The sequence below is a fragment of the Streptosporangium sp. CA-135522 genome, assembly GCF_050949235.1.
Taxonomy (GTDB): domain Bacteria; phylum Actinomycetota; class Actinomycetes; order Streptosporangiales; family Streptosporangiaceae; genus Streptosporangium.
Genome location: NZ_CP192026.1, coordinates 4,596,520 through 4,622,548 on the forward strand (window position 1 = coordinate 4,596,520; position 26,029 = coordinate 4,622,548).

25 protein-coding genes are annotated in these 26,029 nt (G+C 68.5%); 12 read left to right on the forward strand and 13 right to left on the reverse strand.

Annotation, left to right across the window (positions count from 1 at the left end; genetic code table 11):
• Positions 1–9 precede the first annotated feature (9 nt).
• Together ACQPYK_RS21315 and ACQPYK_RS21320 are read right to left on the reverse strand one after the other, a co-directional pair.
• A complete protein-coding gene (locus tag ACQPYK_RS21315; RefSeq protein ID WP_433257717.1) occupies positions 10–765 on the reverse strand; it encodes an endo alpha-1,4 polygalactosaminidase in 756 nt (251 codons plus the stop codon).
• A gap of 513 nt (positions 766–1,278) precedes the next feature.
• Entirely contained in the window at positions 1,279–3,609 is a 2,331-nt protein-coding gene (locus ACQPYK_RS21320) for an alpha-L-fucosidase (RefSeq protein WP_433257719.1), read from the reverse strand.
• Between the two features lie 209 nt (positions 3,610–3,818).
• On the opposite strand from ACQPYK_RS21320, the gene ACQPYK_RS21325 reads away from it, so the two are divergent.
• Both ACQPYK_RS21325 and ACQPYK_RS21330 read left to right on the forward strand, forming a co-directional pair.
• Positions 3,819–5,501 (forward strand): SulP family inorganic anion transporter, encoded by a 1,683-nt coding sequence (locus ACQPYK_RS21325; protein ID WP_433257720.1) that lies wholly within the window; start codon positions 3,819–3,821, stop codon positions 5,499–5,501.
• A 483-nt stretch (positions 5,502–5,984) separates the two neighbouring features.
• On the forward strand, positions 5,985–6,536 hold the full coding sequence (locus ACQPYK_RS21330; protein WP_433257722.1) for a Pycsar system effector family protein: 552 nt from the start codon (positions 5,985–5,987) through the stop codon (positions 6,534–6,536).
• A 184-nt stretch (positions 6,537–6,720) separates the two neighbouring features.
• On the opposite strand, the gene ACQPYK_RS21335 is transcribed toward ACQPYK_RS21330, so the two are convergent.
• Genes ACQPYK_RS21335 through ACQPYK_RS21345 form a run of 3 tightly spaced genes read right to left on the reverse strand, consistent with a single transcriptional unit; the run spans position 6,721 to position 10,162 of the window.
• A complete protein-coding gene (locus ACQPYK_RS21335; RefSeq protein WP_433257724.1) occupies positions 6,721–7,635 on the reverse strand; it encodes an HAD family hydrolase in 915 nt (304 codons plus the stop codon).
• On the reverse strand, positions 7,632–8,666 hold the full coding sequence (locus ACQPYK_RS21340) for a formylglycine-generating enzyme family protein (RefSeq protein WP_433257726.1): 1,035 nt from the start codon (positions 8,664–8,666) through the stop codon (positions 7,632–7,634). The genes ACQPYK_RS21335 and ACQPYK_RS21340 overlap by 4 nt, the downstream gene beginning before the upstream one ends.
• The gene (locus ACQPYK_RS21345; protein ID WP_433257727.1) at positions 8,663–10,162 is read right to left on the reverse strand and encodes an arylsulfatase; all 1,500 of its coding nucleotides are present in this window, start codon (positions 10,160–10,162) and stop codon (positions 8,663–8,665) included. Before ACQPYK_RS21345 ends, ACQPYK_RS21340 begins: the two co-directional genes overlap by 4 nt.
• Before the next feature lie 602 nt (positions 10,163–10,764).
• Here ACQPYK_RS21345 and ACQPYK_RS21350 point away from each other — a divergent pair.
• From ACQPYK_RS21350 to ACQPYK_RS21360, 3 genes are read left to right on the forward strand one after another with little or no spacing between them, the layout of a single operon-like run.
• Positions 10,765–11,268: an NADPH-dependent FMN reductase gene (locus tag ACQPYK_RS21350; RefSeq protein WP_433257729.1), complete on the forward strand. Its 504-nt coding sequence runs from the start codon at positions 10,765–10,767 to the stop codon at positions 11,266–11,268.
• Positions 11,252–11,404 (forward strand): hypothetical protein, encoded by a 153-nt coding sequence (locus tag ACQPYK_RS21355; protein WP_433257732.1) that lies wholly within the window; start codon positions 11,252–11,254, stop codon positions 11,402–11,404. The genes ACQPYK_RS21350 and ACQPYK_RS21355 overlap by 17 nt, the downstream gene beginning before the upstream one ends.
• Positions 11,379–11,819 (forward strand): pyridoxamine 5'-phosphate oxidase family protein, encoded by a 441-nt coding sequence (locus ACQPYK_RS21360; protein WP_433257734.1) that lies wholly within the window; start codon positions 11,379–11,381, stop codon positions 11,817–11,819. Before ACQPYK_RS21355 ends, ACQPYK_RS21360 begins: the two co-directional genes overlap by 26 nt.
• 161 nt (positions 11,820–11,980) lie before the next feature.
• Here the strand turns inward: ACQPYK_RS21360 and ACQPYK_RS21365 are convergent, their stop codons facing one another.
• Positions 11,981–12,742 carry a peptidylprolyl isomerase gene (locus tag ACQPYK_RS21365; protein ID WP_433257736.1) on the reverse strand — a complete coding sequence of 254 codons (762 nt, stop codon included), beginning with the start codon at positions 12,740–12,742 and terminating at the stop codon, positions 11,981–11,983.
• 119 nt (positions 12,743–12,861) lie between these two features.
• On the reverse strand, positions 12,862–14,592 hold the full coding sequence (locus ACQPYK_RS21370) for a hypothetical protein (protein WP_433257738.1): 1,731 nt from the start codon (positions 14,590–14,592) through the stop codon (positions 12,862–12,864).
• A gap of 851 nt (positions 14,593–15,443) precedes the next feature.
• Here ACQPYK_RS21370 and ACQPYK_RS21375 point away from each other — a divergent pair.
• Both ACQPYK_RS21375 and ACQPYK_RS21380 read left to right on the forward strand, forming a co-directional pair.
• The gene (locus ACQPYK_RS21375; protein WP_433257739.1) at positions 15,444–15,995 is read left to right on the forward strand and encodes an RICIN domain-containing protein; all 552 of its coding nucleotides are present in this window, start codon (positions 15,444–15,446) and stop codon (positions 15,993–15,995) included.
• A gap of 273 nt (positions 15,996–16,268) precedes the next feature.
• A complete protein-coding gene (locus ACQPYK_RS21380) occupies positions 16,269–17,183 on the forward strand; it encodes a CHRD domain-containing protein (protein WP_433257741.1) in 915 nt (304 codons plus the stop codon).
• 48 nt (positions 17,184–17,231) lie between these two features.
• Here ACQPYK_RS21380 and ACQPYK_RS21385 read toward each other — a convergent pair whose 3' ends face one another.
• Positions 17,232–17,474, reverse strand: a complete 243-nt coding sequence (locus ACQPYK_RS21385) for a hypothetical protein (protein ID WP_433257743.1) — start codon at positions 17,472–17,474, stop codon at positions 17,232–17,234.
• A gap of 137 nt (positions 17,475–17,611) precedes the next feature.
• Between ACQPYK_RS21385 and ACQPYK_RS21390 the strand changes: the two genes are divergently transcribed.
• A complete protein-coding gene (locus ACQPYK_RS21390) occupies positions 17,612–18,835 on the forward strand; it encodes an MFS transporter (RefSeq protein WP_433257744.1) in 1,224 nt (407 codons plus the stop codon).
• A 77-nt stretch (positions 18,836–18,912) separates the two neighbouring features.
• Here ACQPYK_RS21390 and ACQPYK_RS21395 read toward each other — a convergent pair whose 3' ends face one another.
• Positions 18,913–19,386 carry an RrF2 family transcriptional regulator gene (locus tag ACQPYK_RS21395; RefSeq protein ID WP_433257746.1) on the reverse strand — a complete coding sequence of 158 codons (474 nt, stop codon included), beginning with the start codon at positions 19,384–19,386 and terminating at the stop codon, positions 18,913–18,915.
• Between the two features lie 81 nt (positions 19,387–19,467).
• On the opposite strand from ACQPYK_RS21395, the gene ACQPYK_RS21400 reads away from it, so the two are divergent.
• Entirely contained in the window at positions 19,468–20,211 is a 744-nt protein-coding gene (locus ACQPYK_RS21400) for an SDR family oxidoreductase (protein ID WP_433257747.1), read from the forward strand.
• Between the two features lie 42 nt (positions 20,212–20,253).
• Here the strand turns inward: ACQPYK_RS21400 and ACQPYK_RS21405 are convergent, their stop codons facing one another.
• Positions 20,254–21,705, reverse strand: a complete 1,452-nt coding sequence (locus tag ACQPYK_RS21405; RefSeq protein WP_433257749.1) for an MFS transporter — start codon at positions 21,703–21,705, stop codon at positions 20,254–20,256.
• A gap of 227 nt (positions 21,706–21,932) precedes the next feature.
• On the opposite strand from ACQPYK_RS21405, the gene ACQPYK_RS21410 reads away from it, so the two are divergent.
• Entirely contained in the window at positions 21,933–22,511 is a 579-nt protein-coding gene (locus ACQPYK_RS21410) for a helix-turn-helix domain-containing protein (RefSeq protein WP_433257751.1), read from the forward strand.
• A gap of 190 nt (positions 22,512–22,701) precedes the next feature.
• On the forward strand, positions 22,702–22,965 hold the full coding sequence (locus tag ACQPYK_RS21415; RefSeq protein ID WP_433257753.1) for a hypothetical protein: 264 nt from the start codon (positions 22,702–22,704) through the stop codon (positions 22,963–22,965).
• A 305-nt stretch (positions 22,966–23,270) separates the two neighbouring features.
• Here ACQPYK_RS21415 and ACQPYK_RS21420 read toward each other — a convergent pair whose 3' ends face one another.
• The 3 genes from ACQPYK_RS21420 to ACQPYK_RS21430 form a co-directional block, all read right to left on the reverse strand.
• Complete coding sequence (locus ACQPYK_RS21420; protein WP_433257754.1) at positions 23,271–23,651, reverse strand: hypothetical protein; 381 nt, start codon at positions 23,649–23,651, stop codon at positions 23,271–23,273.
• The gene (locus tag ACQPYK_RS21425; RefSeq protein ID WP_433257755.1) at positions 23,648–24,205 is read right to left on the reverse strand and encodes a MarR family winged helix-turn-helix transcriptional regulator; all 558 of its coding nucleotides are present in this window, start codon (positions 24,203–24,205) and stop codon (positions 23,648–23,650) included. The genes ACQPYK_RS21420 and ACQPYK_RS21425 overlap by 4 nt, the downstream gene beginning before the upstream one ends.
• 157 nt (positions 24,206–24,362) lie before the next feature.
• On the reverse strand, positions 24,363–25,253 hold the full coding sequence (locus tag ACQPYK_RS21430; protein ID WP_433258875.1) for an RNA polymerase sigma-70 factor: 891 nt from the start codon (positions 25,251–25,253) through the stop codon (positions 24,363–24,365).
• A gap of 259 nt (positions 25,254–25,512) precedes the next feature.
• On the opposite strand from ACQPYK_RS21430, the gene ACQPYK_RS21435 reads away from it, so the two are divergent.
• The gene (locus ACQPYK_RS21435; protein ID WP_433257757.1) at positions 25,513–25,998 is read left to right on the forward strand and encodes a carboxymuconolactone decarboxylase family protein; all 486 of its coding nucleotides are present in this window, start codon (positions 25,513–25,515) and stop codon (positions 25,996–25,998) included.
• Positions 25,999–26,029 lie beyond the last annotated feature (31 nt).

Here is a 26,029-nt window from a genome sequence, read left to right on the forward strand (position 1 = left end):
AATCCGGTGCTACGGGCAGGTCTGCCGGACGTATCCGCTGGTTCCCTTGGGAGAGACGTCCACGTCGCGCCGGACGATGCTCAGCCGGCCGCCCCAGCCCGAGCAGGCCTTCGACAGGCCCCGTGCGGTGTATTCGATCACGATCACGTTGTTGCCGAACGCCGCGGTGTAGTCCCCGCATTCGGTGTAGGCGCCGCACTCCTCCGCGATCGCGAAGTCCAATCCGTTCTGCTGGCGTGAACCGGCCAGCTCCACCGTGTTCTTCTGGGCGATCGCCAGGCCCTGGGCGTGGGCGTGGGCGGAGAGCAGGCGGATGTAGGCCTGGGCGTTCGCCTTGCTCACCAAGCCGTGCGAACGGTCGTAGCTGTCGTAGTTGTCGGGCTCGATCGCCTGGAACCCCTTGGCCTTACAGCCGTCTATCCAGCCGTTCACCTTCGCGGCGATACGCTGCTGCTTGGCGGTGGTGCGCAGGTCCAGCAGCGCCTCGCCCCAGTCCTCGTCGACCACCACGTCGCCGTTGGCGTCGCGCAGCAGCAGGTCGGAGTCCCACTCGCGCTCGGCACCGGGCTGGACCTGGAAGGCGTTGACGTAACAGATGTTGTACAGGCCGCCGGCAGGGCTCGCGCCGTGGTCGCGGCTGACCACCCTGACCCCTGCCGGCGGCGTGTAGGCGCCGCCGATCTGGTAGTCGAACCCGGCGTGCGCGGGAGGAAGCGCGACCGCGGCGGCCGAAGCGGTGGACGGGGTGAGGATCGGTGCGGTCAAGGCGGTCATGAGGGCCGCGACGGCGCCGAGGGATCCACGGATGGGAAGACGATTCGGTATCATCGTCGAACTCCAGACGATAGAGGGTACGTCCCCGCCTCGGACGCTGACAGCGATCCTGGCGACTCAGTCCGGGCTCACGGCGTAGGCCGTATACCGGCTGGGCGTACCTCTGAGGCCGGGTGCTCGACCCGGCGTGCATCGGAGTAAATCGAGCGGGGACTTCTCCTGTCAAGAGCGTAGACATGCTCGAATTAGGCCGATACAGTGCAGATTTGAACAGAAGTCGCAGGGTTCCTCTGATACCGCGGCGGTCGAGCACCGGTTTCTTCCGAGTTCCTTCCGGGTTCCTTCCGAGGCGGCGGATGGGGCGTCACGGTGGGACACGAAGACCTCCGGTGAGGCGAAGGTGCCGAGCCTTCGCCTCACCGGAGGCCTTCGCCACGGATCGATCCCTACTGTGTCGGCAACGCTGTCAGCAACACTCCCGATCCATCCGCCCAGCCTCTGACCTCAGCCTCTGACCTGGACCTCGGCCAGGGACAGCGGGTTGGACGGCGAGGCGAGCTGGATCCTGACGTACCTGCCCCTGGTGCCCTCGGGAAGCTTGACCTTGCTCGGCGAGCCGGCCTGCTCGCCGACGTGCACGGCGGTCACGCCGGGCGCGGTGCGGGCCTGGTCCAGGTCGTCGGTGATGAACGGCTGGTCGGAGGCCATCACCCAGAAGTCATTCAGCCGGTCGGCGCAGCAGTCGAGCCGGTTCCAGACGTCCACGCCGTCCAGCGCGGCCGAGGCGCCGAGATCGACCTGCCACCAGGCCTGCTTCTCCGGCTCGGCGGTGTGCGTCGTCGTCGCGGCGCCCCAATTGCCGTCGGTGTTGCCGTCGACGGCCCGGGAGGCCGGCGCGTCGTAGCCGGTGCTCTTCTGCGTGGCCGGCTTGCCGAGCGAGAGGTTGGGCCGGTTGACCGCCAGGGGCAGGGCGGTGGTCGTCCCCATGCGCCCGGTGCGCTGGTACAGGCCCAGCGTGTAGGGGCCCGGCACCGCACCCGCGGGGGCGCTCACGCTGATCGGCACCTTCACGCTTTCACCGGGACCGAGCGGGCGCACGCGGGGCACCCCGAGCGTGGCCGTCCATCCCTGCGGCACGGTGAGGGAGAGCTCGGTGGCCGGGGCGTTCCGCTTGCCGGGGTTGGTGACCGTGAGCTCGCCGCTGACCGTCTGACCGGGGGCGATCTCCTTCGCCAGGCTGGAGGAGGTGCGCAGCAGGCTGCGCACGCCCGGCGTCTCGATCTTGAAGACGTAGGCGTGCTTCCCGGTCTCCTGCGGGGTGTTCACCACGACGCGGCCCTGCTCGTCACGGCTCCATGACAGGCGCGCGCCGGAGCCGAGCATGGTGATGCGGGTGCTGTGGTCCACCGGCAGGTCGGCGCCGAGCGTGAGCCGCTCGCCCGGCCACTTCAGTGCCGTGGCGTACAGGGTGCCGTCCTTCACCGTGTAGCGGACGTCGTCGGGGCCGCCCTTCTCCTGGGCCCGGTTCCAGTACGTGGTGCCGTAGATCGCCTCGCCGTTGACCTTGAGCCAGGCGCCGATGTCCAGCAGCCGCTGCCGCTGGATCTCGGGGATCGTGCCGTCGGCCTTCGGGCCGATGTCGAGCAGCAGGTTGCCGTTCTTGCTGACGATGTCCACGAGCGAGTCCACGAGCTGGTCGGAGGTCAGATGGTCCTCCTCCGGCTCGTTCTGGTTGTAGCCGTAGGAGTGCGCGATGCCGCGGCTGGACTCCCACTTGACCGGGTCGATGTCCGGCTTGACGGCGTACTCAGGGGTCTGGAAGTCCAGTTCGGGGCTGTCGAGGTTGCCGCTCTGGATCTTGCACCGGTTGGCGACCGCGACCTCCTTGCCGCTCTTGAGCGCCTTGTTGTAGTAGTCGGCGAGCACTCCGGCGGTGTTCCAGTAGGAGGCCGGCTTCTCCCACTGGCCGTCGCACCAGATGATGTCGGGGTCGTAGCCGTCGATGAGCTCGCGCATCTGCGGGAGCATGTAGTCCTTGACGTAGTCACCGACGCGCGGTGCTCCGGTGTACGGAATTTCCGCTCCCGTGTAGGGATTGGTGGCCGGCCGTCCGGTGTAGGCGGGGTTGTGCCACTCATAGAGCGAGTAGTAGAACCCGGCCTTCAGCTTGGCCTTGTCCTGGCGTGCCGCGTCGAACAGTTCCTTGGCCAGGTCGCGGCGGGGTCCGAGGTCGACGGTGTCACGCCCGCTGCTCTTGCTGTCCCACAGGGCCAGGCCCTCGTGGTGTTTGGAGGTCAGCACGAAGTACTTGGCGCCGGCGTCCTTGAACAGCTTGATCCAGTCGGCCGGGTCGAACTTCTCCGCCTTCCACTGTTGCAGGAAGGCGTCGTAGTCGAAGTCCTGGCCGTAGGTGGCCTTGTGGTGGGTGTTCGTCGGGCTTCCGGGTGAGTTCAGGTAGTTCCCGTACCACTCGGCGTAGCTGCCGCGTGGTCCCCAGGCGGGTACCGAGTAGGCGCCCCAGTGGATGAAGATGCCGAACTTGTCGTCGTTGAACCACTGAGGCACCGGGTGGCTGTTCAGTGATTCCACCGTGGGTTCGTACGCGGGTGGCGTGTCGGCGGTCGCGGCGGGCTGCGTGACGAAAAGAGATCCGATGATAAGGAGGCCGGTAGCGGGGACTGAGCGTAGTTTTCGCCTCATGGGGGGACTCCAGACGTTGATTGATCGGATGAAACGTAACCTGACGTGATCGTCTTCACAAGGGGACTGTGTCAAAAATGAGGGTGATCCACGGCAGGAGACCCCTGTGCGCCGTGGCAAGCCCGTCGCCGACATCACCGACGCCTGGCGCGCCCGCGGTCCCGACACCCGCGGTGACTGATCGTCGCCAGGGTCGGCCTCGACCCGGTACCCGGCCTTGAGCGGCGCGGACCTTCCCGGGCCAGATCGGACGCGGGGCCGGTGTCCTGAGGCGAACGATGGGTTACGACGCCGGCCAGGCGTGTCCGAAGAGCTGTGGCCATAACCGAGCGCATGATGATCGGATGGATGCGCGCCGGATTCGGGTAGTGGACGTGGTGCCGCTCGTCGGCCAGTTGCGCCACTATTCAGCGGGCTGGGCGCGCGCGGATGTCATGACCGCGTTCGCGACCGCAGTGACCTTGCTGCCGCAGGGGCTGGCATACGGTGCCCTGGCCGGGCTGCCGCCGGTCACCGGGCTGTACACCGCGCTGGGCGCCGCGACGGTGTTCGCCCTGCTGACCGCCACGCGATTCGTGGCCGTGGGCCCCTCCTCGACCCTGGCGCTGCTGACGTTCACCGCGGTGCAGGACCGGGCGGGCGGCGACGGCGATCGGGCGGTGGCGCTGGCTGCGGCCCTGTCGCTCTTGATGGGCCTCTGCTGCCTGCTGGTAGCCGCGCTGCCGTTGCAGGGCGTCGCCGAGTTCCTGTCCTCGCCGGTCATGCTCGGCTACCTGGCCGGCGTGGGCATCGGGATCCTCGCCGGGCAGGTGGGGCCGCTGCTGGGCATCGCGACGCCCGGTTCCGATCCGCTCATCAAGCTCTGGTATGCGCTCACCCACCTGGAACAGGCCAAACCGCTGACCGCGATGATGGGGTTGGGCGCGCTGGCCGCCCTCGGCGTGCTCAGACGCTACCTGCCCGGCCTGCCCGCCGGGCTGGTGGTCTGCGTGCTGGGCATCGCGAGCACGGCGGCGGCGGGGCTGGCAGATCGGGGCGTGGCGGTGGTCGGCCCGGCGGCCGGCGGCCTGCCCGCGCCGGCCTGGCCTCAAGTGACCGTGGAAGATCTGTGGGCACTGCTGCTGCCGGCGGCGGGTATGGCGTTGATCGCCTCGGTCGAGACCGTCAGCGCCGTCCGTCAGCTGGGAACCGACACCGACGGCCGCGTCTCCCTCGACCGGGAGACCACCGTACTGGGCGCGGCGAGCCTGGTCACGGGCATCCTGAGCGGGTTTCCGCCGATGGCCAGCACCAGCCGCACCCTGTCAGCCCGCGGCTCCGGCGCGCAGTCCCAACTTTTCCAGCTCATCGCCGCCGGCATCGTCGTGTTCGTCCTGTTCACCGGTGGGCCGCTGGTCGCGCTGCTTCCGATGGCGGTGCTGGCCGCCATCGTGATGGCGGGCGCTCCCAGACTCATCGACGTCACCGGCCTACTGTGGCTGTGGCGTGGCTGGCGCGCGGAGAGCGTGATCGCGCTCTTGACCGTCGTCGGCGTGGTGGCCCTCGGCGTGCTGCGAGGCCTGCTCATCGCGGTGATCCTCTCGGCGAGCCAACTGATCAGCCGCGCCGCCCGCCCGCACGACAGCCTGCTGGCCATCGTCGATGACGCCCGACCTCCCCAGGAGATCGCCGAAGGCTCCTCGCCCCACCCGGACATCCTCATCTACCGCGTCGACGCGCCGCTGTTCTTCGCCAATGCGCGGCGGATCCGGCAACGGGTCCTAACCCTGGTGACCGCCCGGAAGCCGTATCCCCGATGCGTGATCTTTGATGCGGCGGCGGTGTTCTACGTTGACGCCACCGCCGCCGACACCCTGGCCCAACTCACGGCCGACCTTCAGGCTCTCGGCTGCCGGCTCGCGCTGGCCCGGGTCCGCGGGCCCGCCCTAACGGTATTGCGCGCCAATCCCTACCACGAGGGCGCCACCCGGCGGCTGCCGGTGTTTCCCAGTGTGAGGGAGGCCTTCATCGCCATGCGAGAACCATGAACCGGGCGCGAGAGCGCCTGCGACGGCGTGCACCCGCCCGCGGGGTCTCACCGTGCCGACTTGCGCAACCGCGTAACAGGATCCGCCTCGGCCGGACGGGTCGCCGACCTCGGCGACCCGTCCGGAGCGTGGAGGTGTCGACAAGCGAAGGAATGTCCGTAGCCGCGGCCGAGGTCCGCCGGAGCGACTTGTACGCGGGCTGAGGCGGAAAAGCCATCGGCGCCCATACGCGGCGGAGACCAGACGAGCCTGCGGGCCGCAGACCCGAGTCAGCGCTCCCTCCGCGGTCGGCTGTAGCGTCGAAGGAAGCGGGCCCGGCCCCGGTGAGGTGTGCCCGAAGGGCGACTCCCGCACACCCGTCAGCGGGCACCGGACGACGTCGAGTTCACGGCTGCCCGAACGAATCGTCACAGTACGACTTCAACATCAAGCCGCGCCGTACCCCCGCAGCTGCTCTATTCCCACAGGAAGGGATGGTCCGCCATGGATCACAAGCGAACGAGGCCGAGCTCCACGCCGGGCGACGCCGCCGCTCCCTCCGCGTCGGCGGACGCGGATCTCGCTCTGCAGCACGCATTGGACGTCGCCGCCGCGGTAGCTCACGCTGAACTGGCCCGTGCCGGCGAGGGCAAGTCTGGGGTGCTGTTGTCCTGGGCCGGTGCCGCATTCGGTGTGATGAGCACCCTCTTGGTCACCGGCTCTGCCCGCTTCCCCGGGATCGAACGATTCGGCGTGATCTCGGCGATCCTGCTGCTCGCCATAGCGGTCGTTTTGACCCTGCTCACCATCCGCCCCGTGCTGCCCAAACACGGCGGGCCGCAGTTCCTCGCCTACGCCAGAGCGGCCACCGAGCAGGCCCTGCTCGACCAGATACGTGCCCAGCTGGCCGACCCCGAGCTGTCCCTGGCGCGGGATGCGTTCGTGTTCTCCCGGATGGCACTCACCAAGCATCGGTACCTGCGACGGGCCATCGATCTGATTCTCGTGGCGATGGTGATCATCACGATCACCGTTGCTCTGCCGCATCTGCTCTAGGGCGCCGGACGCTCTCCGGCGGCCTCGCCCTGAAACCGTCCGCCGACGCCCATGGCGTGACCTCGCCGTAGCGGCCCTGTGCTTCCGAAAACGTACGTCAAGCTCTTTATCGATTTCCCGGGACGCGATCCCGCAGGTGAAACTCCCACTCCAGTACGCCGCCGGCCGTCGAGAACATTGCGGATCAGCGGGGGAAGACGGTCTCCCAGTCGTTGGCGATGCTGACGACGCTCCAGCTGAGACGGGAGGCGGTCTCGGTGATGGGCTCCGTCTCGGTCAAGGTCTCGGCCCTGCCGGTGTACGCGTACTCGCGTTCGGCGTCGTCATGGTCGACCAGCAGCGCCAGACTCGGCCGGTCGGCCGCGGTGGCCCATTCGAGCATCTCGCGGTCGCCGCCGGAGTTGCCGGCGGCCAGGATCGGGCGCCGCCCCAGCTGGGTCTGGATGTTGGCGACCTTGGCCGGCCCCTCGTTGGCGGTGCCGAGCATCCTCCCCGCGCGGCGGAGCACCGGACGCCCGGACGGATCGCGCTCGAAGTCATAGGCGATGAGCGTGCCGACCACGAGCTCGGCCGGCACGCCGTACAGGTCCTCGCTGACAGCGCGCACGAACTCGGTGCCGCCTCCTGTCACGACCCCCACGGTGAAGTCCAGCCGGCGGAGTTCGGCGATCAGCTCGAGCATAGGCTGGTACACGGTCGCGCTCATCGGCCAGCCCAGAGCGGCGTGGGTCGCCGTCGCCATGAAAGCGCGGACCTCGGCCGCGAACTCCTCAGGAGCGCGGCCCACGAACAGCCCGGCGAGGGCGAGGGCGACGCGCGCCAGGCCGAGCTCGCCGACCTGGGCCGGGTCGCCGCTGAGGACCGCGGCGAACTCGGGCCGCTCGCCGGCCGACGGGTCGTCCGCGACCCGCCGGCGCAGAGCGTCAAGGAAGAACTCGAACTGGACGTACGTCGGCCGCTCGCACCACAGCGTGCCGTCGTTGTCGAAGTAGGCCACCCTGTCGGACGTCGGCACGGAGCGGGCGGCATCGAGGAACGCGAGGAGCCTGTCCCGGGTGACGCCTGGCCGCCACGACGGCAGCGGGGTCGTCGAGGTCACGACGTGGCACCCGTCACGTGCCCGGAAGCCGGGACGTCCCAGACGCACCGGAAGCCGATGTGGCTCATGCCGGTGTCGATCATCTGCGGCCGCCGGGCCGCAGGCCGGTATCGCAGGCAGTAGGTGTCGGCGCACAGGTGCGACCCACCCTTGATCACCTTGCGGGGGATGCGGAACTGGGGCTGTGCCGGATCGTGGCTGGAGTCGGCGTCGCCGCCGCGGGGGTTGCGCGGCACGCAGCACGGTGACGCGGCCTGGCCGGAGTTCCGTTCGGCCCACCAGTCGCAGGTCCATTCCCAGACGTTGCCCGCCATGTCGAACAACCCGTGACCGTTCGGTGGGAAGGAGCCGACCGGCGAGGTCCTCGACCAGCCGGACTCGCCCGTCGAACGCCAGGGGAAGTCGTCCCCGTCCCAGGTGTTGGCCATGATGCGGCCCCCGGGACGGGCCTCGTCGCCCCAGGTGAACGCGGCACCTTCGAGGCCGCCGCGTGCGGCGTACTCCCACTGCGCCTCGGTCGGCAGCATGGCGCCGGCCCAGGTCGCGTAGGCGGTGGCGTCCTCGTAGGCGACGTGGACCACCGGATGGTCGAGACGGTCGTCGACGCTCGAGCCTCTCCCGTAGGGGAAGCGCCAGCACGCCCCCGGCGTCCACCTCCACCACAGGCTGAGATGCCGGAGATCGACAGGGCCGGGCGTCGGCACGAACACCATCGACCCGGGCACCAGGTTCTCCGGGGGCGCGCCGGGGAACTCGGCAGGGTCCAGCGGACGCTCGGCCACGGTGATGTAGCCGGTCGCCGCCACGAACATGGCGAAACGACGGTTGGTGACGCAGATCGGGTCGATGGCGAACCCGTCGACGCGCACCCTGCGCGCTGGCGCCTCCTCTGGGTAGTGGTCGTCGGAGCCCATGGTGAAGACCCCGCCGGCCAGGCCGATCGAGCCGTCGGCTCCGTGGAGTGACCTCGCGGTCCGCGGGCCGCGAGCCGTCCGCGCCTCGCGATCGCCGATGCGCCCGGTGACGTTCACGCGCTTGTCATCCCGGCGCGCAGCTTGTCCATCACCTGGTCGATGCCGAAGCTCGCCGGTGCCTGCCGAGGCGGGAAGTCGGTGAACGTCGAGAGCAGTTCGGCGACGTACGTCTGCGCGGGGACCAGCAGCCAGGCCCGATCGAGCAGCCAGTCGTAGTAGGTGTTGGAGGTGATGTCGGCGCGCTCGTAAGGGTCGGTGCGCAGGTTGAATATCTTCGGGACCCGCAACTGGGTGTACGGCTCGGCCCACACCCGCAGCGTTCCGGCGGCGCGCTGCTCCAGGAACACCAGCTTCCAGTTGTGGAAGCGCAGCGCGGTGAGGTCGCCGTCGTCGGAGACGTAGAAGAAGTGCTCGCGCGGGCTCTCGTCAACCTCGCCGGTGAGGTAGGGCAGCTGGTTGCGGCCGTCCAGATGCACCCGGAAGGAGGCGCCGCCGAGCTCCGTCCCCGCCTTGAGCCGGTCGGCGATGGCCGGGGCTCCGGCTGCGGCCAGCAGGGTGACGAACCAGTCGTTGTGGCTGACGATGCCGTTGAGCACGGTCCCCGCGGGGATCCTGCCCGGCCATCGCACCATGGCGGGGACGCGGTAGGCGCCCTCCCAGTTGGAGTTCTTCTCGTTGCGGAACGGCGTCATGCCGCCATCGGGCCAGGTGTTCATGTGCGGGCCGTTGTCGGTGGAGTACATGACGATCGTGTTCTCGGCGATGCCGAGCTCGTCGAGTACGGCGAGCAACTCCCCGACGATGTCGTCGTGGTCGAGCATCGTGTCGTGGTACTCCGACTGCCATCGCCCGGCGCGTCCTCTGCTCTCCGGTTTGACGTGCGTGCGGAAGTGCATGTGGGTGGTGTTGAACCAGACGAAGAAGGGCGTGTCGGCCTCGGTCTGGCGGCGGATGAAGTCGATCGCCGCGTCGCGGAACTCCTCGTCGCAGGTCTCCATCCGCTTCCTGGTGAGCGGTCCGGTGTCCTCGATGCGCTGCGTGCCGTCCTTGCCGGCCCAGGAGCGGATCACCCCGCGCGGCCCGAACCGCTTCCTGAAGCCGGGGAACTCCTCCGCGGTCGGGTAGTCGTCCTGCTCCGGCTCCTCCTCGGCGTTGAGGTGGTAGAGATTGCCGAAGAACTCGTCGAACCCGTGCGCCGTCGGCAGGAACTCGTCACGGTCACCGAGGTGGTTCTTGCCGAACTGGCCGGTGGCGTACCCCTGGGTCTTGAGCGCGGTGGCGATCGTCGGGTCCTCGCCTTGCAGGCCGATGTCGGCGCCCGGCATGCCCACCTTGGTCAGGCCGGTGCGATAGGGGTTCTGGCCGGTGATGAACGCGGCCCTGCCCGCCGTACAGCTCTGCTCGCCGTAGTAGTCGGTGAACCGCGCGCCCTCTTCGGCGATCCGGTCGATGTTGGGAGTGCGGTAGCCCATCAGCCCGTCGCTGTAGCAGCTGAGGTTCGTGATCCCGATGTCATCTCCCCAGATGACCAGGATGTTCGGTCGCTCCGACATGCACCCCTCCCAAAGGTCCTCGGCTGCCGGGCTGCGCCGGACACGGACCCGATCTGACCAGCATCGCCCGCACCCTGGCACGTCCGCGTCATCGTGTTGTCAAGACTCCAGGTGATCGTGGCCAAGGCTCCGCCAGGATGCCTTCCTTGGGCAGTACGTGAGGTGGCTCGGTGGCGCCGTCACCGGCGACCCGCCGAGCCATGTCCGCGATGCGTGATCCTGGACGCGGAGGCGGTTCCAGGTGGACACAGGCACCCGCGCACCCGCGCCACGCCCGCCCGCACGGTACCGAGTGCGCCACGAACGCTGAGGGAGTCGAGCCGGCCGGCCGGTCGGCTGGCGGGTGTCCAGGCGATGGCCAGCGCGCCGCCCAGCAGGCCTAGGCTCATGCCGATCAGGAAGCCGCCCAGCCGCGTCATCAACCTGTCCACCGACGAACCCCCGTGCTCGCCGAGACTTACCGGGTGCTCAAGCCCGGCGGACGGCTCGGCATCAGCGAGCGAGCACACCAAATCGCCCCAGGTCACGGCACTCGCAGCCGACCCCCAGCCGATCGTGCGCGCCCCAGGCCAGAGTGGAGCCCGTCACGAAAGGGGGCAGGGATGCGACTGGCGATCATTATCGGGAGCGTCAGGCAAGGCCGGTTCGGCCCCACCGCGGCCGGCTGGTTCGCCGCCCGGGCGTGCCGCCACCCCGACATCGAGGTGGATGTCATCGACCTGGCCGAGGCGTGGCTGCCGATGGTACTGCCCGAGGCGGGTGGTCCCGTGCCGCCTGCCGTACAGAATCTGGCGCCCTGGCTGGCCGCGGCCGACGCGTTCGTGATCGTGACGCCGGAGTACAACCACAGCTTCCCCGCCTCGCTGAAGAACGCCATCGACTGGTACCGCGACGAATGGCGGGCCAAGCCCGTCGCCTTCGTCTCCTACGGCGAAGCGTCAGGCGGCCTGCGGGCCGTCGCCCAGCTACGCCCGGTCTTCGCCGCTCTCGAAGCGGTGGACGTCGAAGAGACCGTCGCCTTCCACCACCACCGAACCCCCACGGATCTGGACGCCGAGCGCCTGCTCGACGCCCTCAAGGAGCACCACCATGACCATCACCCGTGAGATCCGCCTGGCCGGCTTCGAGCTGGCCGCCTGTCGGACCCCTACCCCCAGCGAACCCCCAGCGATGCTCGGCAGAGTGAAGGCGAACGAACGGATCGAAGGAGCAGATCATGTCGACACGGATGACCACGGCTGAGCGGGAAAGCTTCCTGGCCGAGACGCACATCGGGGTGCTGAGCGTGGCCGGTTCCGACGGGCGGCCGCCCATGACGGTGCCCATCTGGTACGGCTACGAGCCCGGCGGTGAGATCACGTTCGCCACGAGCCCCGACAGCGTCAAGATGGCCTTGATCCGCGCGGCGGGCCAGGTCGGATTCGCGGCGCAGCAGGAGGCGATGCCGTACAAGTACGTCTCTGTTGAAGGCCCTGTCGTGGGTTACGAGCCGACCGATGCGGATGAGTACCGCGAGTGGGCGATTCGCTACCTCGGCCCCGAGGCGGGCGGACGGTTCTTCGACGGCATCAAGGACTTCGTGCGGACGATGGTCACCGTCCGCGTGCGGCCCGAGCGCTGGCGGACCTACGACTTCGGTAAGGAATTCAGCGGTTAGAAGTCCACTGAAGATCTCGCGTTCTGGCCTCGCGTCAGATGACGCGGGGCCAGACTCCTCGGCGTGCGGGGTGTGACGTAGGCGCCGCCGAGCAACGAACACTACGTGGCGCGGTCCGTCCGCGCCGAACACGCGATGAGCGCGGGCCGACTGGTGTGCGGCTAGTGACCGCCGACCCGGGCGTCGTCGATGTCGACCGGCAGTGCGGGCTTGCCGTCCACCGGTGGTGTCGGGTCTCCCGGAGCGGGCTTGATGCCGCCGGCGGCGATGCGGTCCAAGGCGGCGAGCCCGGCGGCGTCGATCGTCCCGAAGATCGTGTAATTGGGTGACAGCCCGGAGTCGGCGTAGACCAGGAAGAACTGGCTGCCGTTGGTGTCCGGTCCGGCGTTGGCCATGGCCAGCACCCCGCGCGCGTACGTCCTGCGCCCTCCGGTGGAGTCGCCCGGCCACGGCGGCAGGTCGGTGGGCAGCTCGTCCTTGTACCGGTAGCCCGGTCCGCCCTCGCCGGTGAAGCTGGGGTCGCCGCATTGCAGCACCTTCAGCCGGTCGTAGGCGGTCATCCGGTGGCACGAGGTGACATCGTAGAACTTGTGCCGGATCAGGTGCGCGAAGCTCTGCACCGTGCATGGCGCCTTGGCCGGGTCGAGGGTGAGCCCGATGTCACCGTGGTTGGTCTTGAGGACCGCGGAGATCCGCCGGGTGGGAGTACGGCGCGGGTCCGGCGGCAGCGGCACCTTGCGCGCGGCCGGCTCGTCCGGAGTCTCGGTGTAGTGGCACGGGCCCTTCGTCGTCCTCGGCGGCTTGTCCATGGCCGTGTCCGCCGACGCCGAAGAGGGCATGATTCCGAACGCGACCAGTGAGCCCGTCGTCACTGCGGCCACCGCGGCGCGTGCCGCGAGTCGTAACAACGCTCTGTCGGACATGTTGTCCTCCCTCAGGGTGATCAACGAGCTCTCTGTGGTCTAGTCGATCTGACGGGAGCAGTCAAGGGTGCCGTTCGGCGTCACGGACGGTGAGTCGCCGAGTCCTGCCGGGATTGCCCCTATCTGGCCCGGTAGCAGCAGCGCACGCCGGTCTCCACCGTGGCACGCAGTTCGTCACCGATGATCGGGTCAGCCTCGGTGATGCGGTCCAGCGCACGCCGAATGGCTTTTCCCACGGCGATCCGAGCCCGTTCCTGGCTGCCGGTGAAGGTGCGCAGTCGTCCGGCCAGCCCGGTGGCGCCGGCCAACTCGTCGATCAACCAATCATGCTCGGCGCGTAAGGTGGCCACGCGCTCGATTTCATTCATCGACTCACACTCGTCGATGTCGGCCTGTAGTTGCGAAAGCCGCTGCCTGTAGCTGTTCATGGCCCGGTCGTCCAGTAACGGTTGAGCCGGCGCGCCGTCGCCGGGCACTCCCTCCCCGGCGAGCGCGGGGCCCGCGGCCAGGTCGGTGGCGAGAATCTCGCGCCCTGGATTGGCCAGCAACACAGCCAGATGACCCATGCCCACGCTGTGGCCCACAAGCGCGGTCCGGCCGTCCATCTCGATCTGCCATTGCCGTCCACGGCGTCGGCACACCATCGCGGACGCCCGCTTGCCGACGTCACCGCCCCTGTCCACCTCGGGCGCCGGATCTCGCGGCCCGCCGGACGGCGGCAGAGTCATTTGCCGGGTCATCTGCAGGGCCATCTGCAGTGCCGCAGCCTCCTGGGCCGCGAGCGCGAGCTCCCGTCGTGCCGCCTCGTCGTGCATGCCGTCGCGAAGCGCCAACGCCTGCCCGAGGCGCGCCCGGGAAAGAACCACGGCCGGCCAATGCCCCAGAGCCAGGTTGTCGTGAACGGCCGCTCGCAGATGCTCCACCGCCTTGTCCACATGGCCGCTGGTCAGGGAAGCCACTCCGAGGGGATGGTGTACCGAACCCAGGCAGGAGACTCCCAGGCTGGCGATCACCGGGAGATGCGCGAACGGGGCCAGAAGGGCGTACGCCTGGGCTGAGGCCTCGGCGTCTTCGAGGAGGTGCGCCGCCTCCACGACGCTGTACATCGTCACCAGCCAGCTGCTCGATCTCGGAACCTCGGCCAGATCGCGGCCACACACCCGGGCCAGCATGCCCACCGCCAGGCGCCGATTCCCCGCAGCCGCCGCCGCTCCGGCCAGGATCGCGAAATAGGAGTTGTCCGTTACGCTGAGCATCGGTGAGTTCACCAGCTCCGACAGTGTCGCGACGAGTTCGCCGAGCCGGCCTTGGTACCAGCGGATGGTGACGATGTGGCCGACGTACCGTGCCCTGGTGGTGGGATCGTCGGCTGCCGTCCCACGCTCGGCGCAGGCGGACGCCAGGGCCTCGGCCTGCGTCAACCGGCCGTTCCTGATGCTGAGCATCACCTCGATCCCGCTGGCGACGAACCCGACCGCCAGATGGTCGTCGCAAGCCAGCAAGGCGCGCAGTTCCTCCAGAGCGCGTTCGGAATGCGGGTCGGCAGCCATGAACAGGTCGACGGTCCGCCACAGCAACCCCATCAGCAGGTCACCGCGTCGGCCCGTCCGGGACGCCTCGCCGATCAGTTCTTCGGCCAGTTTCAACCGTAGTATCCCGTGTTCAGGCCCCAGCACGCAGTGATGGGCCATCCTCAGGGTCTCGACCAGCGCCACCGTGTCACCGGCATGCCTCGCCTCGGACACCATGGCCAGGATCTCTTCGTGTTCGCCCGTGCGGTAGTCCTCCTCGGCCGCGAGCCTGGCCCGCAGTCGCAACGCCAGCGAGGATCGCGGGTCGATCAGCGACAACGCGTGGCGCTGCCGGGCTCGGACCATGGCCGCCTCCGCGGCCGTCCGATGCTCGTGCACCCACAGCCCGCTGAGGCCCAGCGCGGCAGACGCCATCGCCGCACCGTCGTTGCGGCGCTCGGCCTCGCGGTACGCCGCTTCGAACCACGTGCGGCCGGCCCCCAGGTTCCCCTGCTCGAACAATGCGTGTTCCCCGGCCAGAAGCGACGATCGGATGTCGTCTTCACTCGCTTCCCCACCGGTCTCCGGCCCCCGTCCCATAACCGACGTCCTTTCCTGGCAGCCGTCCTCGCGCTTCCCCCAAGCGCGACCAGCCGTGCGGGGATGCGCTCGGCCCCGGGCGCCGGCGAGCCGCCGATCGTCGATTCCGAACCGTGCCTCCACCAAAAGTCCAGATCTCGCTCCACGCAATAGTCGGGATGTCAATCACCGCATCGACTTGCTCTTCTTTTCACAATCTCTTTTATCGTAATGTGAGCGGACCCTGGCGGCCATACCCGTGAGGCGGCGTTCAGGTCTCGTCACACCACGCCGTATTACCTGTTTCGGGAAGGCGTGCGATGCGGGGGACGGCCCTCGCCTCCACCGGAAACGACTCCGGATCCTTGATTTCGATCTCCGGATTCGCGGCTTCGCCGTAAATGCGGCCACCTGATCACGTGTGACGACCGGTCCCGGCTGGAACCGGATGGAACGGGCTGGAACGGGCTGGAACTGGACGGAACGCCGTACTGGGCAGAGCGATGTTCCCCAGGGGACGCTATGCGAATTCTCCGGATCCAGGTGGTCCCTTCGTGGCACCGGACAGAACGCCTTCGTGTAGAGGCCCCGCCATTGAAAGGAGCCATGTCATGTCAGACAAACGCCGCCTTGTCGCGGTGGCTGTCACGGCGTTGCTGACCTTGCTGGTAACCACCATGCTGGCCGGCCCCGCCCGCGCCTCCGCCCTGCAGCCGACCCCGATCAAAAACTGGGCGAACGGGAAATGCATAGAGACTTCCGCCTCAGACATCCGCGTCTATCTCTCGTCGTGCAACGGGCTGGGCATCCAGGCGTGGAACGAGGAGTTCCTCGCGCTTCACGATGGGACCGCCTGCTGCTTCGAGTTCAGCGACTGGGTGACGGGGAGGTGCCTCACCGAGGCTTTCGGCACCGAATCTCTCGGCATAGAGCTACAGCCCTGCATAGGTGATCTGGGTTTCAACTCTCATCAGCTCTGGAGGGTCTGGTATGCCTTCAATCCTCCTCTTCCTGAGACCCGCGGATGGTTCCAGCAGCTGCAGAATGTGAAAACCGGCCGATGTCTCACTCTCAATGACAACAGCTCGGCCAATGGCACACCGATCATCCCTGCGCCGTGCGACCCGAGCCACACCAGTCCGGCTCAGCGCTGGAAAATCTAGGGGCGGTAGGGCCTCGGGAACGCGGTAGAGCCTCGGGAACAACGAGAGCATCGACGGCTCTCCTCTCCCTCGGCCGGTGGCGTCTGCATCCAGCGCGCCTGCCGGCGGCGAAAGGCTGAAGTTTTCTCGCCACGCGACGTCGCAAACCGCGGGCCCCATCACACCTACGAGACGAGCAACGGTGGTGGCGGATGCGGCCCTCTGACAAAAGGAGAAACGCATGAAGAACCGAAGTGAACCGGTCGGCCCACTCTGCGCAACGGAGGATTCGCCATGAACCGGAGTGTCATCGCCGCCGCGGCTGTCACCGCCGTCTCGGCTTTCATCGCCCTGCCGGCGGCGGCCGGCGGGGACGACGGCACGGCCGGCGCCACCTTCTTCGCGGCCAGTCTCAACGGCGCGAACGAGGTCCCGGCGGCCGGCGGTGACAGGGACGGAAGCGCTGTCGCCTTCCTCGAAGTCGACGGTGACGAAGTGTCCTTCGCCGTTGAATATCACGGCATCGCGGCACCCGTCGCGGGCGACCTCCACCAGGGTGTGAAGGGCGCCAACGGCAATGTGAAGATCTCCTTCTTCGCCTTCAAACAGCCCGATGGACGTACGTCGGTGACGGGCACCGTGCGGGTCAGGGACCAGCGGCTCCTCGACGAGCTGAAGGCGAACCCCGGCGACTTCTACGTCGACCTCCACACCGGTGAGTTCCCGGACGGCGCCGTTCGCGGACAGGTCCACAAACTGACCAGCACCATCGACATGAAGCGGGCACTCCTGCAGAACTTCAAGGCCTCGGTCATCCGGGGTGCCCAGATCTACGCCTGCACCAAGCAGGTCGACGGCACCTTCGCCTTCACCCAGGACAACGTGAGCGCCTCGCTCCAGCACGGCATCGCGCACTTCTTCGCCAAGGCCGGCCCCGCCGGCCCGCCGGAGTGGCGGGCGGCCGACCGTTCCGCCGTCACCGGCACGGTGCTCACCAGGACTCCGAACGGCGCAGGGAACATCGCCGAACTCGACATCGCCGCCACCCAGGTGGGCCGGCCCGAGGGATTACTCGCGGGCACCGACGAGATCCTGCGCCTGAACACGGTGGGCGGTGTGGCTCCGACCGGTAAGTGCGATCCGGCCACCCAGCCCACGGTGGCCGTCCCCTACCGCGCCGACTACTTGTTCGTCCACGCCATCGGCTGACCCCACCGCGCCGCTCCTGACCCTCGCACGACGGGACCAGGAGCGGCGTCATGGTGGGCGACGGCCGCCGGCTCGGTCTCGTCCAGCCGGCCGGCCAGGATCCGGGCCGGGGCACCAGCCCGCGATGAGGATCGTGTCGGCCTCCGCCAAGGCCTCCAGGCCGTCGTTGACGACGACGTCGACGCCCATCGTGGTCGTGATCGGGCCGGGCCGTTCGGCGCAGAGCCGGAAGTCGTAGAACTGGGGGATGCCCGGTCCGTGGTAGCCGAACACGGCGGACGCGCAGGTCACCGGGTACATCTCCTACGGCGGGCCGACCAGGGCGACCACCCGATGTTTCATGGCGTGAATGTACCTGATGATGTCATTCGGGATGCCTGTGTAGGGGCGGACGGATGTCCAGAATGAGTGGTCATGGAGTTCGTCAAATGACCGCAACCCTTGATCGTGAAGCGACCTCGAGGATCTCGGAATCGCTCTGGACCAGGGATTTCTCGCTCTACTTCGCAGCCCGGGTCGTGTCGCTGCTGGGCGATGCGATGATGCCGGTCGCGGCGGCGTTGGCGGTCGGGACCATTTATGGGGTTTCGGGCGTGGGGTACGTTCTTGCCGTCTGGACGGCGCCCTTCGTCCTGTTCGTTCTGTTCGGCGGGGTCTTCGCCGACCGGATCGGCGCACGCGCCGTGATGGTCGGCGCGGACCTGGTCCGGATCTTCACCCAGGGCGTGCTCGCCGTCGCCTTCTTCGCCGGAACCCCGCCGCTGTGGCTGCTGCTGGTCGCCTCCGCGCTGTCCGGCACGGCCGCCGCCATGTTCGAGCCGGGTGCCAAGGGCATGGTTCCGCTCGTCGCGAAGGACCCCCAGCGCGCCAACGGCACCCTCAAGATCGCTGACGCGGCCACGCAGCTCGCCGGACCGGTCCTGGCGGGTCTGCTGATGACGCTGACCGGCGCGGGCGCGGTCTACGCCTTCGACGCGGGCACCTTTCTGCTGAGCGGCCTCTGCCTGGCGCTGATCAGGCATGCTTCCGCCGGCGAGGCCGGGGAGCCTTCGACGGTCCTGCTCGACCTGCGGCGCGGCTGGACGGAGTTCCGCTCCCGCAGCTGGATGTGGTCGGTGATCCTGGTCTGGGTGTTCTTCGGCATGCTCGTCTTCGGTCCCTACATCCCGTTGAGCTCCCGGCTGATCGGCGACCGCCTCGGCGACGCCGCCTACGGCTGGGCGATGGCGGGCCTGGGCACCGGCACCGTGATCGGCGGCCTCGCCGCGATCCGCTTCCGTCCCTCCCACCCCCTGGCCGCGGGTGCCGTGGCCCTGATCGGCTTCGCCTGCATTCCCCTTTCGGTCGCCCTGGATCTCCCGCTTCCCGCGCTGATGGCGGGTCATCTGCTTGGCGGCGTCTCCTGGGCGTTCTGGTCGGTGATGTGGTCCACCAGCGTCCAGACCCAGGTGGCCCCTGACGTGCTCAACCGAGTCACCGCCTACGAGGTGGCCGGTTCGGTCTCCGGCGTGGCGGTGGGCCAAGCCCTGGTGGGCCCGGTGTCCTCCGTCGTCGAACCCCGCGACCTGCTGTTCCTCTCGACGGGCGTCAGCGTCGCGGTGTGCGCGGCACTGCTGCTCATCCCACCGATCCGCAGGCTCCGCCGGGTCTGACCACTCGGACGGCAAGTGGCCGGGGACCGCGGACCCGGCGGCATCTGATCATGGCGCCGCACGCGGCGGCGCGCGGGCTACATCGTCCCCGCAAGGCGTAGCCGGGTGCGGGACGGCGCTGACGGGGGCAGCTCGGCGATGATGTCGGCGAGGGCGACTCCGGCGAGGCTGCGTCGCCACGCCTCGTGCGCCTCGGCCATTTTCTCGGCGAGGATGCAGGTGCGGCGGCACTCCTCGGCGGGTAGCGCTCCCCGTCCCTGCTGGCGGATCTCGCGGCACTCATACGGTGGGGACGTGCCGTCGACGGCCTCGACGATCTGCAGAAGCGTGATCTCGGAGGCGGGTCGCGCGAGCCGGAACCCTCCCCTCGGACCCGTGGTCGCGGCCAGCAGGCCGGCTTTGACGAGCGCCTTCAGCTGCTTGGCGAGATAGGCCACCGGGAGGTCGTAATACCGCGCGAGCTGTGTCGTCGACGCACTGGCTCCCGGATCGAGCTGTGCCAGCGTCGTGGCGCAGTGCAGGACCCATTCGGTGCTCACAGGCAGCTTCACGGCCCAAGCTTATCGCAGACATTGTGGACCTTTTTAGTCCATGATACCGTCCGCACGGTTGCCAAAAGAGGAGAGATCATCATGCGGATCGCAGTTGCCGGCGCGACCGGGAACATCGGGGCCCTCACCGTCACCGCCCTCGAACAGCACGGGCACGACGTCGTGCGCATCAGCCGCTCGCTCGGCGTGGACCTGTCGACCGGTGACGGGCTCGACCACGCCCTGGCCGGCGTCGAGGCGGTCGTCGACGTCACCAACGGCACGGCGGCCGACCAGGCCGAGACGGTGGCGTACTTCGGCACCGCCACGCGGAATCTGCTCGCCGCCGAGGAGCGGGCCGGTGTCCGCCACCATGTGCTGCTGTCGATCGTCGGAATCGATCGCATCGAGGGCAACGCGCACTACGCAGGCAAGCGGGAGCAGGAGCGCCTCGTGGCCGCGGGACCGGTGCCGTGGACGGTCGTCCCGGCCACACAGTTCCACGACTTCGCCGCGATGGTGGCGAGCTGGACCGAGCAGGACGGTGTCGCCCCGATCGCGCCGCTGCTCGTGCAGCCGGTCGCGCCCGCGGACGTGGCCGACGTCCTCGCCGAGGTGGCGGCGGGCGCGCCGCAGGGGCGTTACGTCGATGTCGCCGGGCCCGATCCGCAGGACCTGGTGGACATGGCCCGGCGTACCAACGAGGCGCGCGGCCACGTGGTGAAGCTCGTGCCGACGTGGTCGACGATGTTCGGCCCGGCGATGGCCGGTGACGTGCTGCTGCCCGGTGAGCGCGTCCGCATCGCGCCGACCACCTTCGACGAGTGGCTCGCGAAACAGGGATAGGGCCGCCCGGGGAAGGCCGGTGACGGCCCGCTGCGCGTGCCGTCACCTCTCCAGGGAACGACGGGCGAGAGCACGGCTTCCGATCGCGATGGCGAGCGCGGCGACGATCAGAGTCGCCGCGACCGCGAACGTGATTCGCATACCGCCGGCAACGGCCTCGGGGTGTGCCGTTGTGATGTCGGTCGTCGCCGATGCGAAGGCGAACACGGCGCCCATGACGGATGCGCCGGTGATGAGCCCGAGGTTGCGCGACAGGTTGAGCATGCCCGAGATGACGCCCCGTTGGTCCGGGCGGATGTCTGCCATGACGGTGGTGTTGTTGGCCGTCTGGAACAGTGCGTAGCCGGCGGTGATGGCGACGATGGGGGCGATGTAGCCGGTGACGCCGAGCCTGGCCGGCATCACGCAGAGAACGAGGCAACCGGCCGCTGCTGCGACGAGCCCGGCGATGGTCATGCGTTGTGCGCCGAGACGGTCCACGATGCGCCCGGCCGGCACGCTGGTCAGCGCGGCGACAAGCGGACCGACGGACATGACGAGTCCGACGGGAGCCGCGTCGAGCCCGAGTGCACGAGAGAGATAGAACGGCCCGACCACCAGGGTCGCCATCATCACCGTCGAGACGAGCGCGCTCATGGCGAGACTCGCACTCAACACTTGATCACTGAACATCACCAATCGGATCAAAGGTGATGCCGTTTTCGCCTCGGCGAGGACGAAGAGGCCGACTCCGAGGAGAGCGACCAACAACAGGGCGATGTTGAGGGGACCGAAACGACCGTGCCCGATCGTCATGGCGAGTGCGTAAGCCGCGAGCGTCACAGCGAGCAGCACCGTGCCCAGGTTGTCGAACCGGGCCCGGTCGCTCTTCGGTCCTCGGTGGTCGACGGACAGGTGGCGATGGGCGAGAAAGAGCGTCAGGATGCCCAACGGTACGTTGACCAGGAAGATCGCCCGCCAGCCGAGTCCGGAGATCAGAACGCCGCCGAGTGATGGACCAAGAGCGGTGCCGATCGCGGACATGGTCCCGAGCAGCCCCATAACGCTACCGACCTTTTTCCTGGGGGCCGTTTCACCGGCGAACGCCATGGTGAGGGCCATCATGATGGCCGCTCCAAGTCCCTGCGCCGCCCGGGCGGCGATCAACATCCAGAGCGTGGGCGCGACGCCGCACAGGACCGAGGCCCCCGTGAACAGGAGGATTCCGGCCAGTAGCAGTCGTCGGCGGCCGGTGATGTCGCCGAGCCGTCCGACGCTGACGATCAGGGTGGTGATGGCGAGGAGATAGGCGAGGACGACCCACTGGACTTCCTGGAAGGAAGCGGTGAACGCCTGTGTCAACGTCGGCAGGCCGACATTGGCGATGCTGGTGCCGAGTGAGGACAGCAACATGGACAGCGAAAGGCCGACGAGCGCCCACCGAACCGAAGGTGTTCGTTCTGCATTTCCGGTCACTGGTTCATCTCTTCCAGCGACAATGCCGATCGACTTCAACGTGAACTCCGTTCGTGGTGGCTTGAGCCGTACCGGGTCTGGGGGAGGCCGCGGCGTCCGACGATCGGCGGGGTTCCGCCGCCGACGTCGAGTGCCCGTCCGGGGTGAGATCGGCGGCGCCCCCGTCCACCACGGCCACCTCGTAGGTGTCTTCCATCGCAGGTCTTCCTGCGCTCGTCGCCTACGGTGCATCCGAACGGCCGAGCCGACAAAGTAACCTTGCTGATATGGCAAACGACGACGCTGCGGTCCTGGCCTCCGTCGGCCTGCGGCTGCGCGCGCTGCGAAAGAAGCGCGGCATCACCCTGACCCAGCTCGCAGAGACCACCGGCATCTCGATCAGCACCCTGTCCCGCCTCGAATCCGGTGAACGCAAACCCAACCTGGAGTTGCTGCTGCCGCTCGCGCGCGCCTACCAGGTGCCGCTCGACGAGCTCGTCGGCGCGCCGCCGGTGGGGGACCCGCGGGTGCGATTGAAACCGATCAAGCGCGGAGGCTCGACGATCGTGCCGCTGACACAGCACCCCGGCGGAGTGCAGGCGTTCAAGATGGTCATCGACGCCGGCCGCCGCGAGCCCGATCTGCGCATGCACGAGGGCTATGAGTGGCTGTACGTGTTCGGCGGGAAGCTGCGACTGGTGCTCGCCGAGCACGACATCGTGCTCAAGGCGGGGGAGGCCGCGGAGTTCGACACCCGGCTACCGCACTGGTTCGGCAGCACCGGGGAGGGGCCGGTGGAGATCCTCAGCCTGTTCGGGCCGCAGGGCGAACGCGTGCACGTTCGCGCGAAACCGCGCGCCACGTAGCGCGGCGGTGCCGCCCCGGGTTGCGAGCGCCGAACTCCCCGCCATGCATCTTTCGGGAGGCCTCGCGTCCTCGGTCCGTCGTCGCGGTGGCTTCCTCTCGGCTGCGGGCGGGGACTTCCATCGACACGTATGGTAATGGTTAAATCACTTACTGTAATTGTCGTAGGCGCTCCCTCAGGGAAGGCACCCCATGATCAAGACAGTGTTGAAGTCCGGAGCCGCGGCATTCGCCGCAGCCGCCCTGCTCGCCACCCCGGTCCTCTCGGCATCCGCCCACGCCGCGACCGTCGGTGCGACCAGCCGGATGCCTGCCGGTGATGATGTGTACCGTGACTGGTACAGCAGCCACTCCAACTGTGTGACGGCCGGTCAAGGCGGGATCGACCGAGGTCACTGGGAGCACTACACCTGCTCCGAAGGTGATTGGCTCTGGCATCTGTGGACCAACCGCTGAACGGTTCGGACCTGTTCGGTCATCCTGACGTGGACGCCGGCCGCTGTTTCGAGAGCCGCGTCGTCCGAGTACGCGGATGATCTCGCTTCGACCGGGGAGTGCCGAACCACCGGCTGAGCCGGTCGGGTCGCGGTGGTGACGGTCCGTCACCACCGCGACCGCGTCCGCGCTGCCGCCGAAGCCGATCTCGGCGGGCCCGGGTTCGATCCGAGTGGCCGGGTGGGGGAACCCGTGGCAGCCTTCCCCCCGATCGGCCGACTGCCGCCAACCTCATGGCCGGGTGGACCCGGCGCGCATCTCTTCTCTCACGGCTTGATCTGAGCCGTCATCGACTGCCAGGGTGAGGCGTCGAACACCAGCATGATCGAGACGATCTTGCCGTCGTTCAGGCGGAAGTGTTCGGCCGTGCGCTGGGTACCGGCCGGTGTCGCGGTATGCACGTCATACACAAGCGTCGCTTCGGCGTCGCCGTACAGTTCGCTGATGAGCTCGACCCCGGTCACGATCGACACGAACCCCGGCAGCGTCGACAGATGCCCCGTCCGATCGTTGGAGTCGATGAACGGGCTTTGGAAGCGAAACGGCTCTCCCAGGTGCGCCGCAGCGGCGGACACATCCCCCCGGAAGCGGGCTTCGTGGTAGCCGCGTACGGCGCGGCGAGTCTGTTCCTGAGTCGTCAGGGTCATTGCTGGGATCCGATCTGGGGAAGCCGGTCGGCGAGGCGATGCTGATTGGCGGCCAGCCGCAGGCACAGGTCGCGGAAGACGACCAGTTCTTCCCGTGTGAACCCCTGGAACATCGCCTGCATGGCCAACTGGGCCGGCTTGCGGAACGCCTCGACCCAGGCCTGGCCGGCAGGTGTGATCTCGGCCAGGACCGAACGTCGATCCTTCGGGTCGGGGACTCGGCGGACCAGCCCGTCGCGCTCCAGCGTGTCCACCAAACCGGTGACATTGCGGGAACTGACCCCGGCGGCGCGGGCCAGTTCGCCGATGCTGATCCCCTGGTCGCCGGCGTTGAGCCGGACCAGCAGGTCGAGGGCGCCCGCACTGACTCCTCTGCCCTGGGCGCCGTGGGCACGCATGCGCTCGACGGAGTGATAGGCGGTGCGGACGGCGGCGCCCGCCTCGAAGGCGGGCAGGTCGTCCTGGCCGCCGATGAGCTGGGTCATCGCGGCTCTGGCTCGAGGGTCGTAGAGGAAACCGGCTGGATCGTGCTCATAGATATATACGTCCTTCATAATAAGATTAGAGATTAGTACGTACTTCCAGATTGCGTCAACCGGGACCTCTGGGACCCTTCGAGGCTGACGCCGGGCCGTCGGCCGGGTGGATGCGGTGTCGTTCGACGAGGCGGTCGGCCTGCTCGAGTGTCAACTTGCCGGCAGAGCCCCGGGTTCAGCGGCTCACGGTGGTCTCCCGCTCCATACGCGACAGCTTCTGGGGATTGCGCACGGCGTAGAGCCCGGTGATGAGGCCGTCGTCGATGCGCACCGCCATGACGGCGTCGATCTCGCCGTTGAGCCGGAGGATCAGCGCCGGGCGGCCATTGACCTGCGCCGGCTGCAGCGACGCCGCGGCCGCGATCCTGCCCAGCACGTGGGCCACCCGGCCGGCCCCCACGACGGGCTTCAGCGCGGCCTGCACGACTCCGCCACCGTCACCCAGGAGGACGACGTCCGGCGCGAGGATGTCGAGCAGGCGTTGCAGATCGCCCGTTTCGACCGCCCGTTGGAACGCCTCGAGCGCGTCTCGGGCCTCGGCTGCGGAAACGACCCCGCGCGGTCGGCGCGCGGCGACGTGCGCTCGTGCCCGGTGGGCGATCTGGCGGACCGCGGCCGGGCGCTTGTCGACGGCTTCGGCGATCTCGTCGTAGGCCAGATCGAACACCTCGCGCAGCACGAACACCGCCCGCTCGGTCGGCGTGAGCGTCTCCAGCACCAGCAGCATCGCCATCGAGACGCTGTCGGCCAGCTCGACGTCCTCGGCCACGTCGGGCGCGGTCAGCAGCGGCTCGGGCAACCAGGGGCCGACGTAGGACTCCTTGCGCCGGCCGAGGGTACGCAGCCGGCTCAACGCCTGCCGGGTGGTGATCCGGACCAGGTAGGCACGCTGATCCCGCACGGTGCCGAGATCGATGCCCGCCCACCGCACCCAGGTTTCCTGCAGGACGTCTTCGGCGTCGGTGGCCGAGCCGAGCATCTCGTAGGCGACGGTGAACAGCAGGTTGCGGTGGGCGACGAACGCCTCGGTGGCCAAGTCCAACGCGGAGTCCACGGCGGAGTCCATGCGGTCGCTTCGGGCGAGCGCCTCGGCTGTGTCCATCGTCGGCTCGCTGCGCTCGCTCATAGCCGGCTCCCGCCTGTTCGTTCTCGACTGTGCCACACGCACAAGACGCCGGTCCCCGCCGCTTTGTGACACCCACGATCGGTGACGCGCATCACATGGCCGTGCTGTCACAGGGGTCGGGTCACCGGCATCTCTTGTTCGTCAGGACGCCGCGCGGACGAGCCACGCGGCACACAACTCCACAAGCGAGGACCACGTCATGGAACTCCGTTTCGACCTGATGGCCAACGAACTCGGCGCCAAGATCGCCAAGAGGATCTACAACGCCGCCCTGGCGATCCAGCAGTCGCCGCTGCCCCAGGCCACCCAGGACCTGGTGATGCTGCGCGCCAGCCAGATCAACGGCTGCGGTTTCTGCGTCGACTACCACACCAAAGACGCCGCGGCCGCCGGGGAGACCGAGGTCCGGCTCCACCTGGTCGCGGCCTGGCGCGAGTCCACCGTGTTCACCGAGGCCGAGCGGGCCGCGCTGGCGCTCGCCGAGGAGGGGACCCGGCTCGCCGACGCCCACCACGGCGTGTCGGATGAGACCTGGGCACGGGTGCGCGAGCACTACGACGACGACCAGATCGTCGCGCTGGTCTACCTGGTCGCCATGATCAACGCGAACAACCGGCTCAACGTGATCGTGCGCAACCCGGGGGGTTCCTACGAGCCCGGCATGTTCGCCGGCATGGCGAACTGATCGGCAGGCGAATACCGGCCCGGCCCGGGAT